The organism is Polynucleobacter nymphae (assembly GCF_018882155.1).
Lineage (GTDB): Bacteria > Pseudomonadota > Gammaproteobacteria > Burkholderiales > Burkholderiaceae > Polynucleobacter > Polynucleobacter nymphae.
Map to the genome: position 1 here is coordinate 1,403,798 of NZ_JACVPA010000001.1, position 19,939 is coordinate 1,423,736.

Genomic DNA, 19,939 nt, shown 5'->3' on the forward strand with positions numbered 1-19,939 from the left:
TATTGCGATGGTTACTACTCAAACTCTAAATCGTCAGATTCTATTAAAGCTCTTAATTGCAGCTGTGATGATGTTTGGTTTTGGTTATGCTTTAGTGCCAATGTATAAGGCCTTGTGTGAGGTCACTGGAATTAATGTCGTCACCAGTAAGAATGATTACGGTGTCCGAGCCTTTAGCCCTAATCGAGTGGGTAATACGCAAGTGAACTATGCTCGTACGGTGACCATTGAATTTGACTCCAATAGCCGCGGGCCATTTACTTTTAAGCCGGTGAAGAATTTTATGGAAGTCCATCCCGGTGAAATGACTGAAATTGTGTATGAAGTGACAAACAATCTTGGCCGTACGGTGCGGGCTCAAGCAATCCCGAGTTATGCACCTAAAAGTGCAACGGAGTTTTTTACTAAGTTAGAGTGTTTTTGTTTCCAGGAACAAACGCTAGTGGTAAATGAAACGAAGAAGATGCCGGTAGTGTTTGTGATTGATGCAGGCTTGCCTGATGATGTGAAGACAATCACCTTGTCGTATACCTTCTTTGAGTTAGGATTGGGTGGTACACCGCCTGCGCCTAAATCGAAGGTACTGTTATGAAGAAGAAAAAAAGTAGCTTTATGCAGTCTATGAAAGCCGTCATGTGGGGCTTCTTGGGAGTGCGTAAAAAAGCAGGTTTGCAGGAAGATGTAGCTTCACTCAGTTTTGTGCACATTATCATTGCGGGTATTGTTGGTGCCTTGATTTTCATGGCTGTCCTGCTGTTGATAGTGAAAGCAGTTGTTTCCCATTGATTATTTTTTTGATTGAATAGAGAGAATCAGATGTCATCCAATTCAACCCCATACTATTTTGTCCCAGCATTATCTAGACATCCTGCTATGGCAGCAGCTGGCTTAATCGCCTTTGGTGTTGGTATGTCTGGCTGGGTAAATCAGACCTCTTGGGGCGGCGCCCTGAGCTTAGCTGGTGTGGCATGGATTTTGTTCGTGCTCTACAACTGGTTTGGCGATACGATTGCCGAGTCAAATTCTGGCAAGAATGGTGTCAACGTAGATGTTTCTTATCGTTGGTCGATGGCTTGGTTCATCTTCTCTGAAATTATGTTCTTTGCCGCTTTCTTTTCTGCATTGTTCTATGCACGCAATATTGCGATGCCTTGGTTGGGTGATGTAGAAAGCAAATTACTCTGGCCTAACTTCTCAGCAGCTTGGCCTAACGATGGACCTGCTGGTTTGGTTGAAAAATTTACCACTATGGGCCCATGGCCAATTCCAACTATCAACACTTTACTGTTGCTGAGCTCTGGTGTGACGATCACGATTTCACATCATGCGTTAGTTGAAAACCACATGAAGAAGGCGATCGTTGCCTTGGCTGCAACTGTTGGTTTAGGCTTTATCTTCTTGGGCTTCCAGGTTTATGAGTACTACCATGCTTACCATGAGCTCAACTTGAAATTGACCTCTGGTATCTACGGCTCAACCTTTTTCATGCTGACTGGCTTCCATGGCTTCCACGTATTTTTGGGTGGCACCATGTTGGCAATTGTGCTGCGTCGAATGATTCGTGGCGACTTTACCTCTAAACATCACTTTGCCTTTGAAGGCGCCGCTTGGTATTGGCACTTCGTAGACGTTGTCTGGCTGGGTCTTTATATTGCTGTGTACTGGATGTAAGTTGCATAAAAAATCGGGGCCTTAAGCCCCGATTGATTTTTAGCCGCCCCGTTCTACAAAATAAGCTTTAGTTTGTGCCCACTTTGATACCAGTAGCTTCAATCAGGCCAAAGTAATAGGCTAATAGAATCCCGAAGAATAGTGCAAGCGATAGCCCAATCCGTAGCATGAGCGAGCGAACCATTCTGGAACTATTGCCCCTATCTTTCATCATGTAATACAGGGCTGATCCTAAGCTGCCAACAATCATTAGTAGGACAATCGGAATAATCCACTTCATCTTAAATCCTTATTTTTAAATCTCTTGAATAACCTTTTTACTGCCCTCATTGCTAGGCGCATAGTTGCTACTGTATCAGCCTTCCTGGTTGTTGCAATCGCTTGTACCGCTGGTATTTGGCAGCTGAACAGGGCTGAAAGCAAGATTGCATTAGCTGCCAATTTATTGGCTCGGCAACAGCTGCCAATTTTGAGTGCGAATATTAGCCCTTTAACCTTGGAGGATGCGACTGAGCGTCGCATGATTGCTCGTGGGCAATACATTCCGGAGGCAGCTATTTGGTTGGATAACCGGCCAAGACCGATTCCTCCTGCTGGTAGCAATACCTCACAGTCTGGCTTTTATCTCATGATGCCTTTGCAGCTTGCAGGGCGCGATGAGATTCTTTGGGTCAATCGTGGTTGGGCGCCTCGTAATAATGAGAACCGAGAGTCTTTACCACCGGTGAAAACACCAAGCAAGGTTGCCACTATTGAAGGCATTGTGTTCGCTCATCCCGGCAAGGTTTATGCCCTAGGAGAAGGCCAAGCCGTCATAGATGCTGGCAAGCCAAGAATTGAGCAGAATTTTGATTTACGAGCTGAGGGTAAGTTACGTGCTTGGGCACAAAGCCCTTTTATTTTGCGAGAGGTTGATACTGGTATCGACGATGGCTTGCTGCGTGAGTGGGCTCCGCTGACGACCGGAGTCGATCGCCATTATGCTTATGCATTCCAGTGGTTTGCTTTAGCGGTTTGCGGTTTCTTATTTTGGTTAATTACTGGCCTGCGGCAGTATCGGCGGCAGGATATGAATGGGGATCAAGGGTGAGTGATAAAGAGTTATTAATTCCGGCATCGCAAACTGATTTAGTGGCAATCAATGCGCAGACTCGTCGCGGTCGCATTCAAATGCTTTTGCTTTTGCTGGCGTGTGCTACGCCTGTGATTGCCTCTTATTTGACGTACTACGTGATTAAGTCTGATTGGGGCAAGACAAACTTTGGAACTTTGATTTACCCAGCTCAAGAATTCAATTCTGCATGGCTAGATGTTCCGCTACAAGGCAAATGGACTTTATTAATTGCGCGGCCTGCAGGCGAATGCCAAATCAAAGATGAAAAATGTATTGAGGCTTTTTTTCTGATGCGTCAAGTGAAGGTTGCCATGGGCAGAGAAAATAAGCGCGTTCAGCTGCTATGGATCAATACCGATGGTGCGCCTGTTGACCCTGAAGTCGCAAAGGCTTATGACGAGCAAGTTGCTGGGTTCAAGATTGTTGCACTACCAAGGGACCCTAAACTGAGGACTGAGTTTGAAACTTGGCTTAATAAAGAGGGTGCCGGTCAACAAATTCAGTTGATTGACCCAAGCCCAGCGAAGATGATGTATTTTCCAGTCACGAATTCTCCAAAAGAATTTGCTTTCATCAAAAAAGACTTAGAAAAACTCTTGAAGCTCAATCACAAGGGTGAGAACCTGTAATGCCCACTTTTGTTTTGTTCTTGGAGTTAGCTGCCATCGCAATAGTTTTTGCTGGCCTGCCATTAGCCTATCTTTGGACAAGACCGGGATATAGCTTTTTCCAAAAGCTCAATTGGGTATTAGTCTTTATGACTTTCGATCTGATTGTGTTTGGGGCGTTTACCCGTCTTACAGACTCAGGCCTTGGCTGCCCTGATTGGCCGGGGTGCTATGGAGTCTCCAATCCTTTTCATGCTATTGGAGAAATACAGCAAGCTGAAACTGCCATGCCTAGTGGGCCCGTTACAGTGATCAAGGCTTGGATAGAAATGATTCATCGCTATCTTGCAATGACAGTGGGCGCCTTAATTTTGGTGCAAGTAGGCATGGCTTTCAGCAAGCTGAAGTCCTTAGGAAAATTCCCCTTGTTTTGTAGCTTAGGCTTGCTCTTACTGGTATGTATTCAGGGCGCTTTTGGTGCTTGGACCGTAACACTGAAATTACAACCCATTATTGTGACGATGCATTTGATGCTCGCTTTGCTTTTACTGGCCTGCTTAACTGTCTATGCTCAGCAAGCTTGGGAAAAAAGTTCTTCAGTGCATACTCTCCGCATTCGTCCTTTATCGGCCCAATTATTGCTGATTGCTTTTGTAGTACTTTCCATTCAGATTTTTTTAGGCGCTTGGGTTAGCACTAATTACGCCGTATTAGCTTGTCCTGATTTTCCAACTTGTCTAGGAAGTATGTGGCCAGAAACCAATTGGGGGGAGGGCTTTACGCTTTGGCGTCAATTGGGGCTCAATGCTCAAGGTGAATTCATTTCGCCAACAGCATTACAAACAATTCATTGGGCACATCGTCTATTTGCTGTTGTGGTTTTGATTATCTTGGGTATATTTGGTTGGAAAGCTTTGCAATTGACAACCCCAGCCTTAACTAGCCTTGGGCGCTTTGCAAAACTTTTACTAGCGATACTTTTGCTACAAGTTGTTACCGGAATATCAAATGTCGTATTTCAGTGGCCATTGTTGGCTGCTTTATTACATACCGCTGGCTCAGCGGCTCTAGTATTCTGTTTAGTCAGAATGGGTTATTGGGCATCTTGGTCTTCATCTGCTCAAAAGAAGATGGCAAAGTTATGAGTACTCCAACCTTTACTCCTGCGGCAATGCCGCGTTGGCGTCAATACTGGGTTTTAACCAAGCCCAGAGTGACTCAGCTTGCCGTTTTTTGTGCTTTGATTGGCATGTTTCTCGCTACCCCCGGAATGGTTCCTTATCCCGTTCTCATTGGTGGAGTAATTGGAATTTGGTTGTTAGCGGGCGCAGCGTTTGCTGTGAACTGTTTAATTGAACAAGCAGTCGATGCAAAGATGCGGCGCACTTCTTGGCGTCCATCAGCAACCGGTGAGGTGACCCCGTTTCAGATTATTGTTTTCTCAATCATTCTGGGCTCACTCGGCATGATTATTTTGTGGAACTTTTGTAACCCATTAACCATGTGGCTGACTTTAGCAACTTTTGTGGGTTACGCAGTGATTTATACCTGGCTGCTAAAGCCAGCTACACCACAAAATATTGTAATCGGTGGCCTTTCTGGAGCAATGCCTCCAGCACTGGGATGGGCAGCTGTAACCAATACAGTGCCTGCTGAAGCCTGGCTCTTAGTATTGATTATTTTTGCGTGGACGCCCCCACATTTTTGGGCCCTAGCTTTGTATCGTCGCGAGGACTACGTGCAGTCTGGCTTGCCGATGCTGCCAGTCACCCATGGTGAGCGCTTTACCTTACTCAATATTCTTTTGTATACCCTGATATTGATTGCAGCAACGCTACTACCTTATATCTACGGTATGAGTGGCATGGTGTATTTAGTTTCCGCCACTATTCTTGGATTCATTTTCTTGGGCTATGCCATTGCTTTATTTATTTCCTATAGCGATGCCTTGGCTAAAAAAACTTTCCGCTTTTCAATTACCTATTTGTCTTTGCTGTTTGCAGCCCTGCTCATAGATCATTACTTCCTCTAAGATGAATACCACCCTTTTACGCACTTGTTGCATTGCTGCTCTATTCTTGATTTTGACAGCGTGTAGTCCAAAGCCAGAATTTAAGAATATTGATATCACTGGTAGTACCGCTTTTGGCAAAGACTTTAGTTTGCTAGATCCAGATGGCAAGGTGAGAACGCTGGCAGACTTTAAGGGCAAAGTAGTGCTGATGTTCTTTGGTTACACACAGTGTCCTGATGTTTGCCCAACTACCTTGACTGAAATGCAGCAAGTGATGACCATCTTAGGGCCTCAATCAGATAAGGTACAGGTGCTTTTTGTGACTGTTGATCCTGGGCGAGATACCGCTACGATTTTGAAGCAGTATGTTCCCGCATTTGATCCGCGCTTCTTAGGACTACGTCCGACAGATGACGCTGCTTTAGAAAAGGTTGCCAAGGACTTTAAGATTTATTACAAGAAGGTGCCAGGTACAAGTCCCGGTTCCTACACCATAGATCACACAGCAGGCAGCTATGCATTTGATCCAGACGGTCGATTGCGTTTGTATATCAAGCATGCTCAAGGCCCTGAGACCTTGGCACATGACTTGAAAGAGCTCTTAAAGTAAGAGAATGCTAGTTAGGCTGCTTCAGATTGCAGCATGCCGCGCATCTTTTTGAGGGCAGCTGTCTCAATTTGACGCACGCGTTCAGCTGAGATACCGTATTCATGGGCAAGGTCATGTAAGGTTTTGGTACCCTTACCATCAGCATCCATTGCTAACCAACGTGACTGCACAATGTTGCGGCTACGCTCATCTAAAGCCATCAAAGCTTGGTCTAACTTAGGGCCTTGCAGCGCATCAGCTTCATTGCTAGCAATACGTTCTGTCGGCTCTTGGCTGTTATCGGCAAGCCATTGAATCGGTGCATAGGCTACATCTTCATTAGTATCATCGCCTTCAAGAGCAACATCACCACCGGCAAGACGCATTTCCATTTCTTTCACATCAGAACCTTTGACATCAAGAGCTTTAGCTAAAGCATTGATTTCACCGGGAGTGAGGGCGCTTAAAGTGGGTTTATTACTGCGTAAGTTAAAGAACAACTTGCGTTGTGCTTTCGTGGTTGCCATCTTGACTAGGCGCCAATTCTTGAGAATGTACTCATGAATCTCCGCTTTGATCCAATGGATGGCATAAGACACTAAACGGGCGCCATTATTTGGGTCATAACGTTTAACAGCTTTCATCAAACCGATATTGCCTTCTTGAATTAAGTCTGCATGTGGAATGCCATAACCAAGATATTGGCGAGCGACAGAAACAACGAGACGTAAATGTGAGAGCACTAAAGTTTTAGCTGCATCGACATTTTCAGAGCGACGAAATTCCTGCGCAAGATGTAACTCTTCTGCAGCACTTAGCATGGGCACGCGATTAACGTACGCGATGTAAGAATCAAGAGTGCCAACCCCTAGGGATGGCAGCATCGGAAATGTGGATGCAGATGCAGACGCAGTCTGCATGATAGGCAGTCTTTGCATGTTCGAATTGTCAGATTTCTGTTGAAACATTTTTTATCAATAGGTGGTGTTAATAGAAGTCTATTTTAGCACTCCTGTCAAGAGAGTGCTAAGGGTTTATATAGTCTATAAGTAGCTGATTTAATTGAATAATTCTGCTGAATATTGCCCCGCTGTGAATGGGGCTAAATCATCAATTCCTTCACCTTTGCCAAGGGCCAATATGACCGGTTTTGGTTCATCTTGGAGGGTATGTGCCAGGGCGCAGATAACACCGCCCTTAGCGGTGCCATCAAGCTTAGTAACAATGATTCCAGTAAGACCTAAGGCCGTATGAAACGCCTTTACTTGGCTTAAGCCATTTTGACCAGTATTGCCATCAAGTACTAGCAAAGTGTGGTGAGGCGCTCCAGGAAGGGCCTTGGCGATGACACGTTTGACCTTCTTGAGCTCTTCCATGAGGTGGTCTTGGGTCGCAAGGCGACCGGCGGTATCAATGATCAAGATGTCACTTTTACGTGAGATCGCGGAATGGATAGCATCGTGAGCAACCGCAGCGGCATCACCACCTTCTTGCGAAATGACATCTACTTGATTGCGACCCCCCCATTCTTGCAATTGATTGCGCGCAGCAGCTCTAAAGGTATCACCTGCAGCTAAGAGGACTGATTTGCCCTGAGACTGAAAGAGCCGACAAAGCTTTCCAATCGTAGTTGTCTTGCCGGCTCCATTAACCCCTACTACTAACCATACCTCTGGGATATTCGCTTTACTAGATTCAAAAAGTGGATTTGGTGAGGGTTCTAAGACCTTTAATAGAGCGCTGACTTCTCCAATGAGAAGCGCTTGAAGCTCTTGTACGCTAGAGGCTTTTTCAGATTTAGCAGCTTTACGTAGCTTGCCAATCAATTGTTCGGTCGTGGGCAGACCCACATCACTTTGAATGAGTGATTCTTCTAATGCATCAAACCAAGCTTCATCTGTTTTGCTTGATTTAAAAAGGGATCCGAGGGTTTTACGTAAGCCGAACATAATCGCTACAATTTAAACCTTGCATCTTATCAATTTAATTCTTGGGATATGGTGATTTAGCAGATGCGTTCCAATTTACTCCGAATTTGCTTTTTATTCTTGCTCTGTGCCCCCATATCTTGGGCTGCCAGTAGCGATTCTGTGGATACTCACGAATTCTTGCTCAGCAATGGATTGAAACTCATTATTCGCGAGGATCATCGCGCCCCTACTGTTGCTCATATGGCTTGGTATCGCGCAGGCTCAATGGATGAAGTAAATGGCCGCACTGGTGTTGCACATGTTCTTGAACACATGATGTTTAAGGGGACCCATAAAGTGAAGTCTGGAGAGTTCTCTCGATTAGTGGCCGCCGTTGGTGGGCGCGAGAATGCGTTTACATCTCGCGATTACACCGCCTACTTTCAGCAAGTTGAAAAATCTAAGCTAGATGAAGTGATTAAGCTTGAAGCAGATCGCATGTCTAATCTCAATTTTGACGATGCTGAATTTTTAAAAGAGATTCAGGTGGTAATGGAGGAGCGCCGCTTGCGTACAGAAGATAATCCGAGCAGCCTCTTAAATGAATCACTGATGGCGACTGCTTATATGAGTTCGCCTTATCGTCATCCGGTGGTTGGTTGGATGAATGATTTACAAAATATGAAGGCTGCCGATGCGCGTGACTGGTATCGTAGTTGGTATGCGCCAAATAATGCAACTGTAGTCATTAGTGGCGATGTAGACCCTCAGCAAATTCTGCAGGTGGTTGAAAAGTATTACGGTGTAATTGCTATGAAAGAGTTGCCAGTCCGCAAGCCGCAAATTGAGCCACCCCAAAAAGGAATCAAGCAAGTACAGGTGAGGGCACCCGCCGATAGCGCCCAATTGGCTATGGCTTGGAAAGTACCACGCTTAGAGCCTGGCAAGCTTGATGATCCTGAGCCTTATGCACTTGAGCTACTAACGGCTGTACTGGATGGTTATGACAATGCCCGTCTTAATAGAACGCTAGTTAAACAAGAAAAAGTAGTTAATGATGTTGGCGTTGCTTATGACATGATTTCTCGTGGACCAGAATTATTTTTAATCAGCGTTTCTATGGCAAAGGGCAAGACGATTGCTCAAGCCCAAGCAAGTATTCGTAAGGCCTTGGACGATTTAAAGCAAAAAGGGATTTTAGAGTCTGAGCTAAAGCGTATCAAGGTTCGAATACTTTCCGATCAAATTTATAAGCGCGATAGTATTTTTGGCCAAGCAATGGAAATTGGTACTACCGAGATGGCAGGTATTTCTTGGAAAGATATCGATTACATATTAAAAAAAATGCAAACAATTACGCCTGAACAGGTTCAAGCAGTTGCTAAGAAATATTTAGTGGATGAAGGTTTAACGATTGCTGTACTCGATCCCCAGGCTCGGAAATCTGAAGTCAGCAAGGAGGGTAAATGATGAAAGCTCTCAAAAATAGTATTCTGGTTTGCTTGATTACATTGGGTTGCTTTGCTACTGCACACGCTATTTTACCAATTGAGAGGCTTGATAGTTTTAAGGGTAGTAAAGGATATTTAGTTCAAACCAAAGCACTACCTATGGTCGATATTGAAGTCAGTATTGACGCTGGCCATCGCTTCGACCCTATCGGTAAGAGCGGTTTGGCTGATATGACAGCAGGCCTTATGAATTATGGGGTCAAGAGTGATCAAGGCATGCTTAGCGAAGCTCAAATCGCGGATGAGATCGCAGATTTAGGCGCCAATATTAGCTTATCTGTTGGTGGCGAGCGTACCATTTTGCGCATACGCAGCTTAAGCAGAAAAGATTTGCGTGATCGAGCAGTCAAATTAACTGCTGCAATGTTAAGTTCACCGACTTATGAAACAAAAATAGTGGAGCGGGAAAAGCAAAGAACGATTACTAATTTGCTTGAGGCTGAAACAAAGCCCGAGTTTATTCTTGAGCGGCGCTTTAAAAAATCTGTGTATGGCAACTACCCACTTGGAACTACTCCAACCATCAAGTCAGTAGCTGCGGTCAGCGCGAATGATTTAATGCAATTTCATAAACAGTTTTATCGTAGTGATCGCATGATTGTGAGTATTGTGGGTGATGTTGATCAAGCTCAGGCTAATGAAATCGTACAGATCCTACTACAAAAAATTCCTCAATCTGGCGCTTCTATTGCTCAGTTGCCAGAGTTGCAACGTTCACCAGTAGAGCCCTTAGCGCAGCGTGAGATTCAGATCCCTTTTGATTCTCAGCAGGCGCATATTACGATGGGAATGACTGCTGTAACTCGCAGCAATCCAGATTACTTCCCTCTTCTAGTAGGTAATTACGTGTTAGGTGGCGGCGGCTTCGTGTCTCGACTAATGGCAGAGGTACGCGAGAAACGTGGGCTTGCCTATAGTGTCTTTAGTTACTTTGCTCCTGGTAAAGATACCGGTATTTTCCAGGCTGGTCTTCAGACCAAGAGTGATCAGGCTGCAATGGCGCTTGAAGTCATGAGCTCAACCATTGCAAAATTTATTGCTGACGGCCCAACGCCATCCGAGTTGCTTGCTGCTAAATCTAATTTGGTAAATGGCTATCCATTGCGCATTGATAACAATCGCAAATTATTGGATAACGTTTCATCGATTGCCTGGAACGATTTACCACTAGACACAATGGAGATCTGGACTAAGCAAGTAGAGGCAGTTACTTTGGAGCAAGTGAGTGCTGCTTTCCAAAAATATCTAGCGATGGATCGTATGAAAATTGTGGTGTTGGGAGCAAAAAATAAATAAGTCTACAAAGGCTTCAAGGACAGAACCGCCCAAGAAGGTACGAATCATTGGCGGCGTTTGGAGAAGTCGTTTATTGACTGTTTTAGAGTTACCTGGATTGCGCCCCACTACCGATCGAATCAGAGAAAATTTGTTTAATTGGCTTGGTCAGGATCTAACAGGATTGCATTGTCTAGATCTATTTGCTGGCACCGGAGCTTTGGGTTTTGAGGCAGCTTCTCGCGGCGCTGATGTTGTAGTGTTGTTGGAAAAAGATAAAAAAGCCCACGCAAATCTATTGAGAAATTTTTCTTTACTACAGTCTTCGCCTCTGAGCAGTAAGGTAGCAATTTTGCATCGAGATAGCCTCGAATATCTCAAGCAGCAGGCTGACGGTTCAAGCAATTTAATTTTCATAGACCCCCCTTTTCAAGAATCGGCCTTATTGGAACAAAGCGTCATCGAGGCCGGTCGGGTTTGTGATGATTCTCGTGGGGGTGGTATTTATGTCGAATTTCCCTCGAATCGGGCTCGCGAGGAGATAGAGGCCCTCCTGCCAGACTGGCATTGTGGAAAATACTTAGAGGCGGGCCAGGTAAAAGCTTTTCTATTTCGCAGTGGAAGAGGCTAAACTCTTGCCTGTAGCTGATAAAGCCTTAGGAGAGTTATGACTGTCGCTGTATACCCAGGAACATTTGATCCCTTTACTCGTGGTCACGAGGATTTGGTGCGCCGCGCATCGAGCATTTTTGATGAGCTCATCGTGGGTATTGCCTTTAGTCGCAGTAAGCACCCTTTCTTTTCATTGGAAGAGCGCATTGATATTGCGACAGAAGTTCTTAGCCACTACTCTAATGTCAAAGTGGTTGGCTTTGATGGTTTATTGAAAGATTTTGCACGCGCTCACAATGCTCGTGTGATTGTCCGCGGTTTACGCGCAGTTTCTGACTTTGAATATGAATTTCAGATGGCTGGTATGAATCGCTATCTTTTGCCTGATGTTGAAACTCTCTTCTTAACCCCTTCCGATCAATATCAATTTATTTCCGGTACCTTTGTCCGTGAAATTGCATCAATGGGTGGCGATGTAAGCAAGTTTGTTTTCCCATCGGTTGAGAAATGGTTAGTTAAAAAAATGGCAAGCAATAGCCAGGCTAAAAAGTAAGGTTAGCGAGTAACACATGGCCTTAATGATTACGGACGAATGCATCAACTGTGATGTGTGTGAGCCCGAGTGTCCCAACGATGCTATTTATATGGGACTTGAGATTTACGAGATCAATCCCGATAAATGCACAGAATGCGTTGGACACTACGATGCACCCCAGTGCCGCCAAGTTTGCCCAGTAGACTGTATTCCATTCAATCCCCAATACACCGAATCTCAAGAGCAGTTAATGGCTAAATACAAGTTATTAACTATCAGTAAAAAAGTAAATGCTGCCTAGCCTTTGGAGTGCAGCTCTAGCATCGCAGTTTGGGTATCGCCCCTCATAAATAACGGTAAGATTTGCAGGCCATTTTCAATACTGCTATCAATCAACTTTTGTTCTACCAGTTGCGGTCTTCGCAATACATAGTCAGCTACATCCATGACACGACCATCGCCAGCCACATCTCGTGGATGGCCGATGCCTAAGCGAAGACGCCAGTAGTCTGGCGTTCCTAAGTGCGCTTGAATATCTTTTAAGCCATTGTGGCCGCCATTGCCGCCGCCCAATTTAATCCGCGCAGTACCAGGTTTTAGATCTAACTCATCCTGAACGACCAAAATATCTGCAGGAGCAATTTTATGAAAGCGACAAAGTGCACCCACTGCTTGACCACTGAGGTTCATATAGGTACTTGGCTTAAGTAGAAAGAGGTCTTCAGCTTCCCATTTTGCTTTCGCAACTTTTCCATGAAAGCGTTTTTCAGACTCAAAGCGAACCTTCAATTGTTTTGCAAGAGCGTCTACAAACCAGAAGCCAGCATTGTGCCGATCTTCTTCGTGCTCGTCTCCAGGGTTGCCAAGGCCAACAATTAATTTAGTCATGATGGGAGTTTAAAGACTTAAAAGCTTTTCTACAAAAAAGTAAAAAGAAAGCCCGCTTGCGCGGGCCTTCTTAATGCAAGGGATAGAGCTTAAGTGAATTAAGACTTATCTTTCTCTTTACCTGCAGCAGCTGCAGGGGCAGCAGCATCAGCAGCAGGGGCTGCAGCAGCTGCAGGAGCAGCTTCTTCAGTCTCAGCAGCTTTAACAGCCGGAATACGTGCGTTTGCAATAACTGGGTTCTCTTGTTCAATGTGCAATACCAAGCTAACACCTTTTGGCAACACAACGTCTTTAGCATGAATGGAGTGACCCACTTCAATTTTGCTCAAGTCCACTTCAAGGAAGCCTGGTAAGTCTGCTGGTAAGCAAGAAATTTCCAGATCATTGAGGATATGGCTAACAACAGCGCCTTGTAATTTCACGGCAGTTGAAATCTCAGCATTGGTAAAGTGCAATGGAACGCGCATATGAACTTTCTCAGTCGCAGATACGCGCTGGAAGTCAATGTGCAATACCAATGGCTTAAATGGATGCATTTGGTAATCACGCAACAACACTTTTTGTGTTTTTCCGCCGATTTCCAAATCCAAAATGGATGAGTGAAATGCTTCTTTACGGAGAGCATGAAACAGTGCGTTGTGGTCTAACTCGATAACAGCGGCTGCATCTTTACTACCGTAAACGATTCCCGGAGTTTTTCCGGAATTGCGCAGACGGCGGCTCGCACCCGTTCCCTGTACGCTTCTTTCAAAGGCTACTACTTTCATAATGAATTCCCTAGTTAAGGTTAATTTCCGTTCGCGACCAAACAGAAAAGCCTTCGATTATATCGTGGGAAGGAGGGTTTTTGCCTACAAATGCTTAAAAAACGCCTAAGAACTAGCAAAAAACGGGGTAAAGCAGGGATTTTTCGCCTATTCAGCAAACATCGACATCACCGAGTCACCTTTGCTAATCCGGGAGAGGGTTTCAGCGAGAAGGGGGGCAACAGTCAATTGACGAATTTTAGCCACTTTCATGGCCTCAGGAGTCAAGGGAATGGTATCGGTAACGACTAATTCATCGAGTTCAGAGGCAGCAATACGGGCGACTGCGCCGCCGGATAGGACCGCATGGGTACAGTAGGCAGTAACACCCTTAGCACCGCGCTCTTTAAGTGCTTCAGCCGCCTTACAGAGGGTTCCACCAGTATCAATGATGTCATCCATGATGACGCAATGGCGACCTTCAACTTCACCAATCAGATGCATGACTTCAGAGACATTTGCTTTAGGGCGGCGTTTATCAATAATTGCCAAATCAGTGCCGAGTTGTTTAGCCATAGCGCGAGCACGAACTACACCGCCGATATCTGGCGAGACGATGATGAGGTCTTTTTGGGTCTTCTGCGCTTCTAAGTCTGCCAAGAGTACTGGTGAGGCATAAATATTGTCTACCGGAATATCAAAGAAACCTTGGATTTGATCAGCGTGCAGATCCATTGTGAGTACGCGCTCAATACCAGCTACCGACTGAAGCATATTGGCAATGATGCGGGCCGAGATTGCAACGCGGGCAGAGCGAGGGCGACGGTCTTGGCGGGCATAGCCAAAGTAAGGGATTACGGCAGTGATCCGACCAGCTGACGCACGCTTAAGAGCATCAATCATGATCATGAGCTCCATTAAGTTGTCGTTAGTTGGGGCGCAGGTTGATTGAATCACGACAACATTTTTACCGCGAACATTTTCTTGAATTTCGACTTGGATCTCGCCATCTGAGAATCGGCCTACAAAGGCTTTGCCCATGGTGAGCTTAAGCTCTTTGGCAACAGCCTCTGCCAAAATGGGATTTGCGTTACCTGTGAATAGGGTCAGTAAATCTGAGTGGGTAGGGGCAGTCATAGGGTCAAGGGCTTTGTCGGGTCAAAAGGTTATCTTTATCATTTCTTCAGTATTTGGCAGGGGAAGAAGGATTCGAACCTTCGCATGCTGGAATCAAAATCCAGTGCCTTAACCAGCTTGGCGATTCCCCTACAGGTCATTCTGAAGAAATCAAATTGTAAGCGGGATTTTTATTTAAGCCCCGAACAATCCGACCTACCCACCCCTTTGGAAGAGTTTGCAAAAGATTTTCTAGTTTTGCGGTATCTGTCTTAGGGTCTAAGACAGTAAAAACGCTACTTCCAGAGCCCGACATACGGGGCTCTGAGCCCGGTACTGCATGGCCAATCCAATCCAAAGCTTGCTTCACTTGAGGACAAATCCGCATCGCTACTGCCTGACAATCGTTTGATAAGTCTGACCATGGCGATGCAAGAAAGCCATCAATTGTAATCTGAGCATGATTTCGGGTCAATTCTGGAGCTTGAAAAATACTCGCTGTGGCAATTCCTTGTTGGGGAAAAATCACCAAAAAATCACTATTTTCGAGCTCAATGCCTTGGATTTTTTCGCCTATTCCTTCCACAAAAGCATTTTGGCCATAGATAAAAAAGGGCACATCAGCGCCAAGTTGCAAACCTAAACTTGCTAAAGATTCTTTGTCTAATTTGAGATTCCAGAGTGTATTAAGTCCAATCAAAGTGCTTGCTGCATCTGAGGATCCGCCACCTAATCCAGCGCCCATCGGAATTTCTTTTTGAAGGCTGATTTCAACCCCGCCCTCAAAATTGCAAAAATCTTTTAATAATTTTGCCGCGCGTACTACTAAATCTTGTTCTAGTGGTACGCCGGGTATTGGGTTGATTCGGCGTACTTCATTTTCTGGAATTGCTTTTAAGGAAACAATGTCGCACCAGTCAATTAACTGGAAAACAGACTGGAGTAAGTGGTAGCCATCGGCCCGGCGTCCGACGATGTGTAGAAAAAGATTGAGCTTTGCTGGTGAGCGCAGCACCAAGGTAGGTTTAGTCATTAGGGCGATCAAAAACTAAACGAATATCAATCGACCCAATGTTAGAGCTCCGGGTCATCGTGAGTTTATCTAGGCGCATATTATTTCCCCAGGTATAGACCAATTCCCAGCCATCCTGATTAATTTTGCTCACTTGTCCTTTGGCATTTCTTTCGATGCTAGCTTCGCTCCCAGGTCTCACTTCACCCCTTAGCCAATTTGATAGACCACGCGCGGGCAATGGTAAGCCTAGAGTGTTTTGTACTAATGTGTCTGCATCAATTGCGGTAACGACTTGACCATCACGCTCTAGAGTCGCCTCACCAGGAGTAATTATAATTTTGGCGATAGAGCCACCAACAGGATTTCGAATTTCCAAGATGTCTTTGAGCGCATCTTGAGTCAAGGTAAAGCCGCCTGAGCCCCCTTGATTTTGGGATTCAGTAATGCCAATTATTTTTACCGCAAAACGTCCATCCCACGAGCCCTGAGGAGCTTGCTCTGGGGTAGACCAGTCTGGCATGAGGCGTTTCAAAGTTTCTTTAAGAGTCGAATTATTAGCGTCTAATTTTTGCCCTTGTCGCCACATCTCTTCAGCCTCGGGACGACGATTCATGACCCATAAGAGTTCACCAGTATGAGCAGCAATATCAGCCTCAGGCTTCATCGTAAATGCCTGCTGCAGTTGCTCTAATGCCAAAGTATTTTTACCAAGCCTAAAGTTCACCCAACCTAAGCTATCTAAGATGAAGGCGTCTCTCGGTGATAGCTGATGTGCTTTACTAATAAGCGCAAATGCCTCAGGAAGTTTGATGCTGCGATCAGCTAAGGAGTAACCCAAGGCATTTAGAGAGTTCGCATCATTTGGATGTTTGCGTAATATCTCACGCAAAGTTTTTTCCATCACATCGATGCGGCCCGCTTTTTCTGCGGACATGGCATAGGTGTAAAGCAGCCCCGGGTCTTTTAACGGCACCTTGACGGCTGATGCAATTTCATAGAAAGCACGCAAAGCCCCCGTCTCATCTTTTGACTTGGCAAGCAATGCCTGTAGCTGCAATAAAGTATTTTCTTGTTGCGCGGGAGTTTGTTGCCGAAGTAAAGAAATTGCTGGTTTGACAGCATCAGGCCAACGATTACTTAAAACGAGGAGAGTAATGAGCACCTCCTTGGGTTTGGTTTCGGAAGTTGGTGATAGTTCATCCCAAGTTTTTGCAGCTTGAAGTGCTAAATCAGGCGAGCCTCCGCTAATAGCAATTTCCATTGCTCTTTGCGCGAGACGAGGATCTTTGTATTGCCGGGCCATTTCCAGATAGGTGTTGAAAGCAAGCCCTGCCTCACCTCTTTGCAGGGCAATCTCTGAGGCAAGTACTTCAAATACGCCTTCGCCAGTCTTTAAGCCATCCATTTGCGCCTGGGCTTGACTCGCAAAGACTAGGCCGCTAGACAGGGCTAAAAGGAATAAGCCCTGTAAAAGGGGCTTGCTGATGAATTTGCTCATAAGCACATTCTAATCTGCGAATCTACAATCCATTTATGCCAGAGCTTCCAGAAGTAGAAGTCACCAGACTAGGAATTGCCCCCCATCTCGAGGGGCGGAAGGTCAGCGCCGTCAAAGTTCTGGATGGGCGCTTGCGGTGGCCTGTGCCTAGTAATTTGCCAAAGATTCTGCCAGGCCAAAAGGTGCGCTCTATAGCAAGGCGTGGGAAGTACTTATTACTTGAAATGGATACGGGTCACCTGCTCATCCATTTGGGCATGACTGGAACTTTACGGGTCTTGCCAAGCACTGATTCTTTGAAGCCACATGATCGAGTTACCTTTGAATTTGGCAAGCTCAGCTTACGATTACATGACCCCAGAAAATTTGGCGCAGTGTTATGGCACGCCAATACGAAGGGCCCACTTGAGAAAAATACGCTTTTGCAAAAGTTAGGAGTTGAGCCTTTTTCGGCTGAGTTCGCAGCTCAACTTGGCGCCGATATTCTTTACAAAGCCTCACGTAAGCGCAGCGTAGCGGTCAAGCAATTTTTACTAGCTGGTCAGGCGGTTGTAGGTGTCGGTAATATTTATTGCTCAGAAAGTTTATTTGAGGCGGGCATTCATCCTGCAAAAGCTGCTGGTAAGTTAAGCAAACCGCAATGTGCTCGCTTGGCAAATGCAGTCAGACTTATTCTGAAGAAGGCGATAGCTGCTGGCGGTAGTAGCTTAAAAGATTTTGTAAATAGTGAAGGTGATCCCGGCCACTTCATGGTGCAAACCAAGGTTTATGACCGCAAAGGCTTGCCGTGTAAGGTTTGCAAAGCGCCAATTGTACAAATTGTCCAGGGTCAGCGCTCCACCTATTTCTGTCCCCAATGTCAAAAACGCTAATCAATACTTTTTCAAAAAAGCTGATTGCTTGGCATGGAGTCAGTGGCCGCTCAGGTTTGCCGTGGCAAGGTAATCGTGATCCATATGCAGTTTGGGTTTCTGAAATCATGCTCCAACAAACTCAAGTCGCTACAGTCTTAGAGCGTTATCCACGCTTTATGAAACGTTTTCCTACTGTGAAAAAATTAGCGGCAGTTGATATCGATGAAGTATTGGCTGAATGGGCAGGTTTAGGTTATTACTCTCGCGCTAGGAATTTGCATGCATGTGCAAAACAAGTCATGCAAGAATTTTCTGGAAAGTTTCCGAATGATCCAATCATACTTGAGCAGCTAAAGGGTATTGGTCGATCAACAGCGGGCGCGATTGCCGCTTTTGCCTTTCATGAAAGAGCGCCAATACTCGATGCAAATGTCAAAAGAATTTTGGCACGTTTGTTTGCCATAGATGGTGCAATACAAGAGAAAACAGTAAATGATCGCCTATGGCAATTAGCAAGTGATTTATTGCCAACTCAGCCAGAAAATATGCCGGTATATACGCAGGCCTTAATGGACTTTGGCGCTACTTGGTGTACTGCGCGCAAGCCAGTATGCATAAGTTTGGAGAAAAAATGCCCATTTGCAAAAGAATGCCAAGCAAACTTAAGTGATCAGGTACTTACTTTGCCAAAGAAGGTAGCCAAAGCAAAGTCACCCGAATTTGATTGCGATATGTTGTTGGTTAGAGCAGGTAATTTTATTCTTTTGCAAAAGCGACCTAGCAAGGCAATCTGGGGTGGGCTATGGTCTTTACCAGAGTCAGCATGGAGACCAAAAACTGAAAAGAGTCACAAGAGAGCCCCCGCTCTCAAAGAGCTACTGACGATGACTTTGCCCAAGGAAAATATTCTGGGTTTAGCAAAATCTATCAAAGAATTAAAGCAGGGCAATCAAATTAAGCATATCTTTACCCATCGTCGTTTATGGATGCAGATTTGGGAAGGCAGATCTTCAAAAGCTTTGGAGTTTTTAGGCCCTGATCTGAAATGGGTACCTCTCAGTCAATTAGGCCGATATGGCTTGCCGCAGCCGATTAAGATTTTGCTACAGGGATTGAGTCTAGCTCGCGGTGACGATCTAAAAAATTAAGTTGTAGCGCAATTAAATCTTTTTGCGCGCGAAAATGTTCGCCGATGCGATTGACTAGGTAGACTGAGCGATGCTGTCCGCCAGTGCATCCAATCGCCACCGTTAAATAGCTGCGACCATCGGCAATATAGTGTGGTAACCATTTCTCAATGAATTGAATAATGTCACTTTCCATGCTGACTACTTCAGGAATTTTTTCTAAAAACTCTTTAACAGGCTTATCGTTGCCAGTTAAAGGCTTCAGGTCTATGTTGTAATGGGGATTAGGCAAGCAGCGTACATCAAATACGAGATCTGCTTCACTAGGAACTCCCTTTTTGAAACCAAAGGATTCAAAAATAACGGACAGCCCTAAAGGCTTATCTTTGAGAAAATCTTGAATCCAAGAGCGTAGTGCATGCGCAGGTAGATTACTAGTATCGATACTATGCGCTTGGGCACGCAGCGGTTCAAGTAGGCTGCGCTCTTTATTGATTGCCTCAATCAGTGTTGCTGATTGTGATTGTTGCGCATTGGTAGATAAGGGGTGGCGTCTGCGGGTTTCTGAAAAACGCTGCACTAAGGTATTGGTATCAGCATTTAAGAAAACAATTCTGACTTGATGATCTCGACGCAAGTTCTCAAGAATTGATGGCAGGTCAGCAATGGATTGGCCACGACGCGCATCAATCGCAACCGCTACACGTTCACTCTTTTCTTTTTCGAGGGTAGTGATCAGACTCTCAAGGAGGGAGACTGGGAGGTTATCTACGCAGTCGTAGCCGGCATCTTCAAAAGCTCTCAAGGCAACTGATTTACCTGAGCCAGAGATTCCGGTAATCAGATTAATTTGCAT

At 45.2% G+C, this 19,939-nt stretch carries 24 protein-coding genes and 1 tRNA gene; 15 read left to right on the plus strand and 10 right to left on the minus strand.

Annotated features, from left to right (window positions below):
* The first annotated feature begins 7 nt into the window (after positions 1–7).
* The 3 genes from ICN29_RS07330 to ICN29_RS07340 are packed head-to-tail and all read left to right on the plus strand — an operon-like array spanning position 8 to position 1,671.
* A complete protein-coding gene (locus ICN29_RS07330; protein WP_216131191.1) occupies positions 8–592 on the plus strand; it encodes a cytochrome c oxidase assembly protein in 585 nt (194 codons plus the stop codon).
* Complete coding sequence (locus ICN29_RS07335) at positions 589–786, plus strand: DUF2970 domain-containing protein (RefSeq protein ID WP_216131194.1); 198 nt, start codon at positions 589–591, stop codon at positions 784–786. Before ICN29_RS07330 ends, ICN29_RS07335 begins: the two co-directional genes overlap by 4 nt.
* Positions 787–816: 30 nt before the next feature.
* Complete coding sequence (locus ICN29_RS07340) at positions 817–1,671, plus strand: cytochrome c oxidase subunit 3 (protein WP_216131197.1); 855 nt, start codon at positions 817–819, stop codon at positions 1,669–1,671.
* A gap of 67 nt (positions 1,672–1,738) precedes the next feature.
* On the opposite strand, the gene ICN29_RS07345 is transcribed toward ICN29_RS07340, so the two are convergent.
* A complete protein-coding gene (locus tag ICN29_RS07345) occupies positions 1,739–1,951 on the minus strand; it encodes a twin transmembrane helix small protein (protein ID WP_216131200.1) in 213 nt (70 codons plus the stop codon).
* 24 nt (positions 1,952–1,975) lie between these two features.
* Between ICN29_RS07345 and ICN29_RS07350 the strand changes: the two genes are divergently transcribed.
* The 5 genes from ICN29_RS07350 to ICN29_RS07370 are packed head-to-tail and all read left to right on the plus strand — an operon-like array spanning position 1,976 to position 6,017.
* Positions 1,976–2,761 carry an SURF1 family protein gene (locus ICN29_RS07350; protein ID WP_255538098.1) on the plus strand — a complete coding sequence of 262 codons (786 nt, stop codon included), beginning with the start codon at positions 1,976–1,978 and terminating at the stop codon, positions 2,759–2,761.
* On the plus strand, positions 2,758–3,414 hold the full coding sequence (locus ICN29_RS07355) for a redox-active disulfide-containing membrane protein (protein ID WP_216131203.1): 657 nt from the start codon (positions 2,758–2,760) through the stop codon (positions 3,412–3,414). The genes ICN29_RS07350 and ICN29_RS07355 overlap by 4 nt, the downstream gene beginning before the upstream one ends.
* A complete protein-coding gene (locus tag ICN29_RS07360) occupies positions 3,414–4,538 on the plus strand; it encodes a COX15/CtaA family protein (protein ID WP_216131205.1) in 1,125 nt (374 codons plus the stop codon). Before ICN29_RS07355 ends, ICN29_RS07360 begins: the two co-directional genes overlap by 1 nt.
* Complete coding sequence (gene cyoE / locus ICN29_RS07365) at positions 4,535–5,425, plus strand: heme o synthase (RefSeq protein ID WP_216131208.1); 891 nt, start codon at positions 4,535–4,537, stop codon at positions 5,423–5,425. The genes ICN29_RS07360 and cyoE overlap by 4 nt, the downstream gene beginning before the upstream one ends.
* A gap of 1 nt (position 5,426) precedes the next feature.
* Positions 5,427–6,017, plus strand: a complete 591-nt coding sequence (locus ICN29_RS07370) for an SCO family protein (RefSeq protein WP_216131211.1) — start codon at positions 5,427–5,429, stop codon at positions 6,015–6,017.
* An 11-nt stretch (positions 6,018–6,028) separates the two neighbouring features.
* Here ICN29_RS07370 and rpoH read toward each other — a convergent pair whose 3' ends face one another.
* Positions 6,029–6,934 (minus strand): RNA polymerase sigma factor RpoH, encoded by a 906-nt coding sequence (gene rpoH, locus ICN29_RS07375; RefSeq protein WP_439651262.1) that lies wholly within the window; start codon positions 6,932–6,934, stop codon positions 6,029–6,031.
* Positions 6,935–7,054: 120 nt separating this feature from the next.
* On the minus strand, positions 7,055–7,945 hold the full coding sequence (gene ftsY / locus ICN29_RS07380) for a signal recognition particle-docking protein FtsY (RefSeq protein WP_216131216.1): 891 nt from the start codon (positions 7,943–7,945) through the stop codon (positions 7,055–7,057).
* Between the two features lie 63 nt (positions 7,946–8,008).
* Between ftsY and ICN29_RS07385 the strand changes: the two genes are divergently transcribed.
* The 5 genes from ICN29_RS07385 to ICN29_RS07405 all read left to right on the plus strand — a co-directional run bounded on the left by ICN29_RS07385 (position 8,009) and on the right by ICN29_RS07405 (position 12,140).
* Positions 8,009–9,376 (plus strand): M16 family metallopeptidase, encoded by a 1,368-nt coding sequence (locus ICN29_RS07385; protein ID WP_216131219.1) that lies wholly within the window; start codon positions 8,009–8,011, stop codon positions 9,374–9,376.
* The gene (locus tag ICN29_RS07390; protein WP_255538099.1) at positions 9,373–10,713 is read left to right on the plus strand and encodes a M16 family metallopeptidase; all 1,341 of its coding nucleotides are present in this window, start codon (positions 9,373–9,375) and stop codon (positions 10,711–10,713) included. Before ICN29_RS07385 ends, ICN29_RS07390 begins: the two co-directional genes overlap by 4 nt.
* A gap of 73 nt (positions 10,714–10,786) precedes the next feature.
* Positions 10,787–11,323: a 16S rRNA (guanine(966)-N(2))-methyltransferase RsmD gene (rsmD, locus tag ICN29_RS07395; protein WP_439651263.1), complete on the plus strand. Its 537-nt coding sequence runs from the start codon at positions 10,787–10,789 to the stop codon at positions 11,321–11,323.
* A 36-nt stretch (positions 11,324–11,359) separates the two neighbouring features.
* Complete coding sequence (coaD, locus tag ICN29_RS07400) at positions 11,360–11,857, plus strand: pantetheine-phosphate adenylyltransferase (RefSeq protein ID WP_216131222.1); 498 nt, start codon at positions 11,360–11,362, stop codon at positions 11,855–11,857.
* Between the two features lie 16 nt (positions 11,858–11,873).
* Positions 11,874–12,140, plus strand: coding sequence for a YfhL family 4Fe-4S dicluster ferredoxin (locus tag ICN29_RS07405; RefSeq protein WP_216131224.1), 267 nt, complete (start codon positions 11,874–11,876; stop codon positions 12,138–12,140).
* On the opposite strand, the gene pth is transcribed toward ICN29_RS07405, so the two are convergent.
* The 6 genes from pth to ICN29_RS07435 form a co-directional block, all read right to left on the minus strand.
* Positions 12,137–12,727, minus strand: coding sequence for an aminoacyl-tRNA hydrolase (pth, locus tag ICN29_RS07410; RefSeq protein ID WP_216131226.1), 591 nt, complete (start codon positions 12,725–12,727; stop codon positions 12,137–12,139). The genes ICN29_RS07405 and pth overlap by 4 nt on opposite strands.
* Positions 12,728–12,825: 98 nt before the next feature.
* Complete coding sequence (locus ICN29_RS07415; protein WP_216131229.1) at positions 12,826–13,494, minus strand: 50S ribosomal protein L25/general stress protein Ctc; 669 nt, start codon at positions 13,492–13,494, stop codon at positions 12,826–12,828.
* Between the two features lie 147 nt (positions 13,495–13,641).
* Entirely contained in the window at positions 13,642–14,610 is a 969-nt protein-coding gene (locus ICN29_RS07420) for a ribose-phosphate pyrophosphokinase (protein WP_216131232.1), read from the minus strand.
* 54 nt (positions 14,611–14,664) lie between these two features.
* Positions 14,665–14,741: transfer RNA gene (locus ICN29_RS07425), tRNA-Gln, on the minus strand.
* Between the two features lie 5 nt (positions 14,742–14,746).
* Positions 14,747–15,622 (minus strand): 4-(cytidine 5'-diphospho)-2-C-methyl-D-erythritol kinase, encoded by an 876-nt coding sequence (gene ispE, locus ICN29_RS07430; protein ID WP_216131235.1) that lies wholly within the window; start codon positions 15,620–15,622, stop codon positions 14,747–14,749.
* Complete coding sequence (locus ICN29_RS07435) at positions 15,615–17,102, minus strand: lipoprotein insertase outer membrane protein LolB (protein ID WP_216131238.1); 1,488 nt, start codon at positions 17,100–17,102, stop codon at positions 15,615–15,617. The genes ispE and ICN29_RS07435 overlap by 8 nt, the downstream gene beginning before the upstream one ends.
* Before the next feature lie 35 nt (positions 17,103–17,137).
* Between ICN29_RS07435 and mutM the strand changes: the two genes are divergently transcribed.
* Together mutM and mutY are read left to right on the plus strand one after the other, a co-directional pair.
* Entirely contained in the window at positions 17,138–17,974 is an 837-nt protein-coding gene (gene mutM, locus ICN29_RS07440) for a bifunctional DNA-formamidopyrimidine glycosylase/DNA-(apurinic or apyrimidinic site) lyase (protein ID WP_216131241.1), read from the plus strand.
* Positions 17,959–19,104 (plus strand): A/G-specific adenine glycosylase, encoded by a 1,146-nt coding sequence (mutY, locus tag ICN29_RS07445; protein ID WP_216131244.1) that lies wholly within the window; start codon positions 17,959–17,961, stop codon positions 19,102–19,104. Before mutM ends, mutY begins: the two co-directional genes overlap by 16 nt.
* On the opposite strand, the gene rapZ is transcribed toward mutY, so the two are convergent.
* Positions 19,049–19,939: an RNase adapter RapZ gene (rapZ, locus tag ICN29_RS07450; protein ID WP_216131247.1), complete on the minus strand. Its 891-nt coding sequence runs from the start codon at positions 19,937–19,939 to the stop codon at positions 19,049–19,051. The two genes, mutY and rapZ, sit on opposite strands and share 56 nt — an antisense overlap.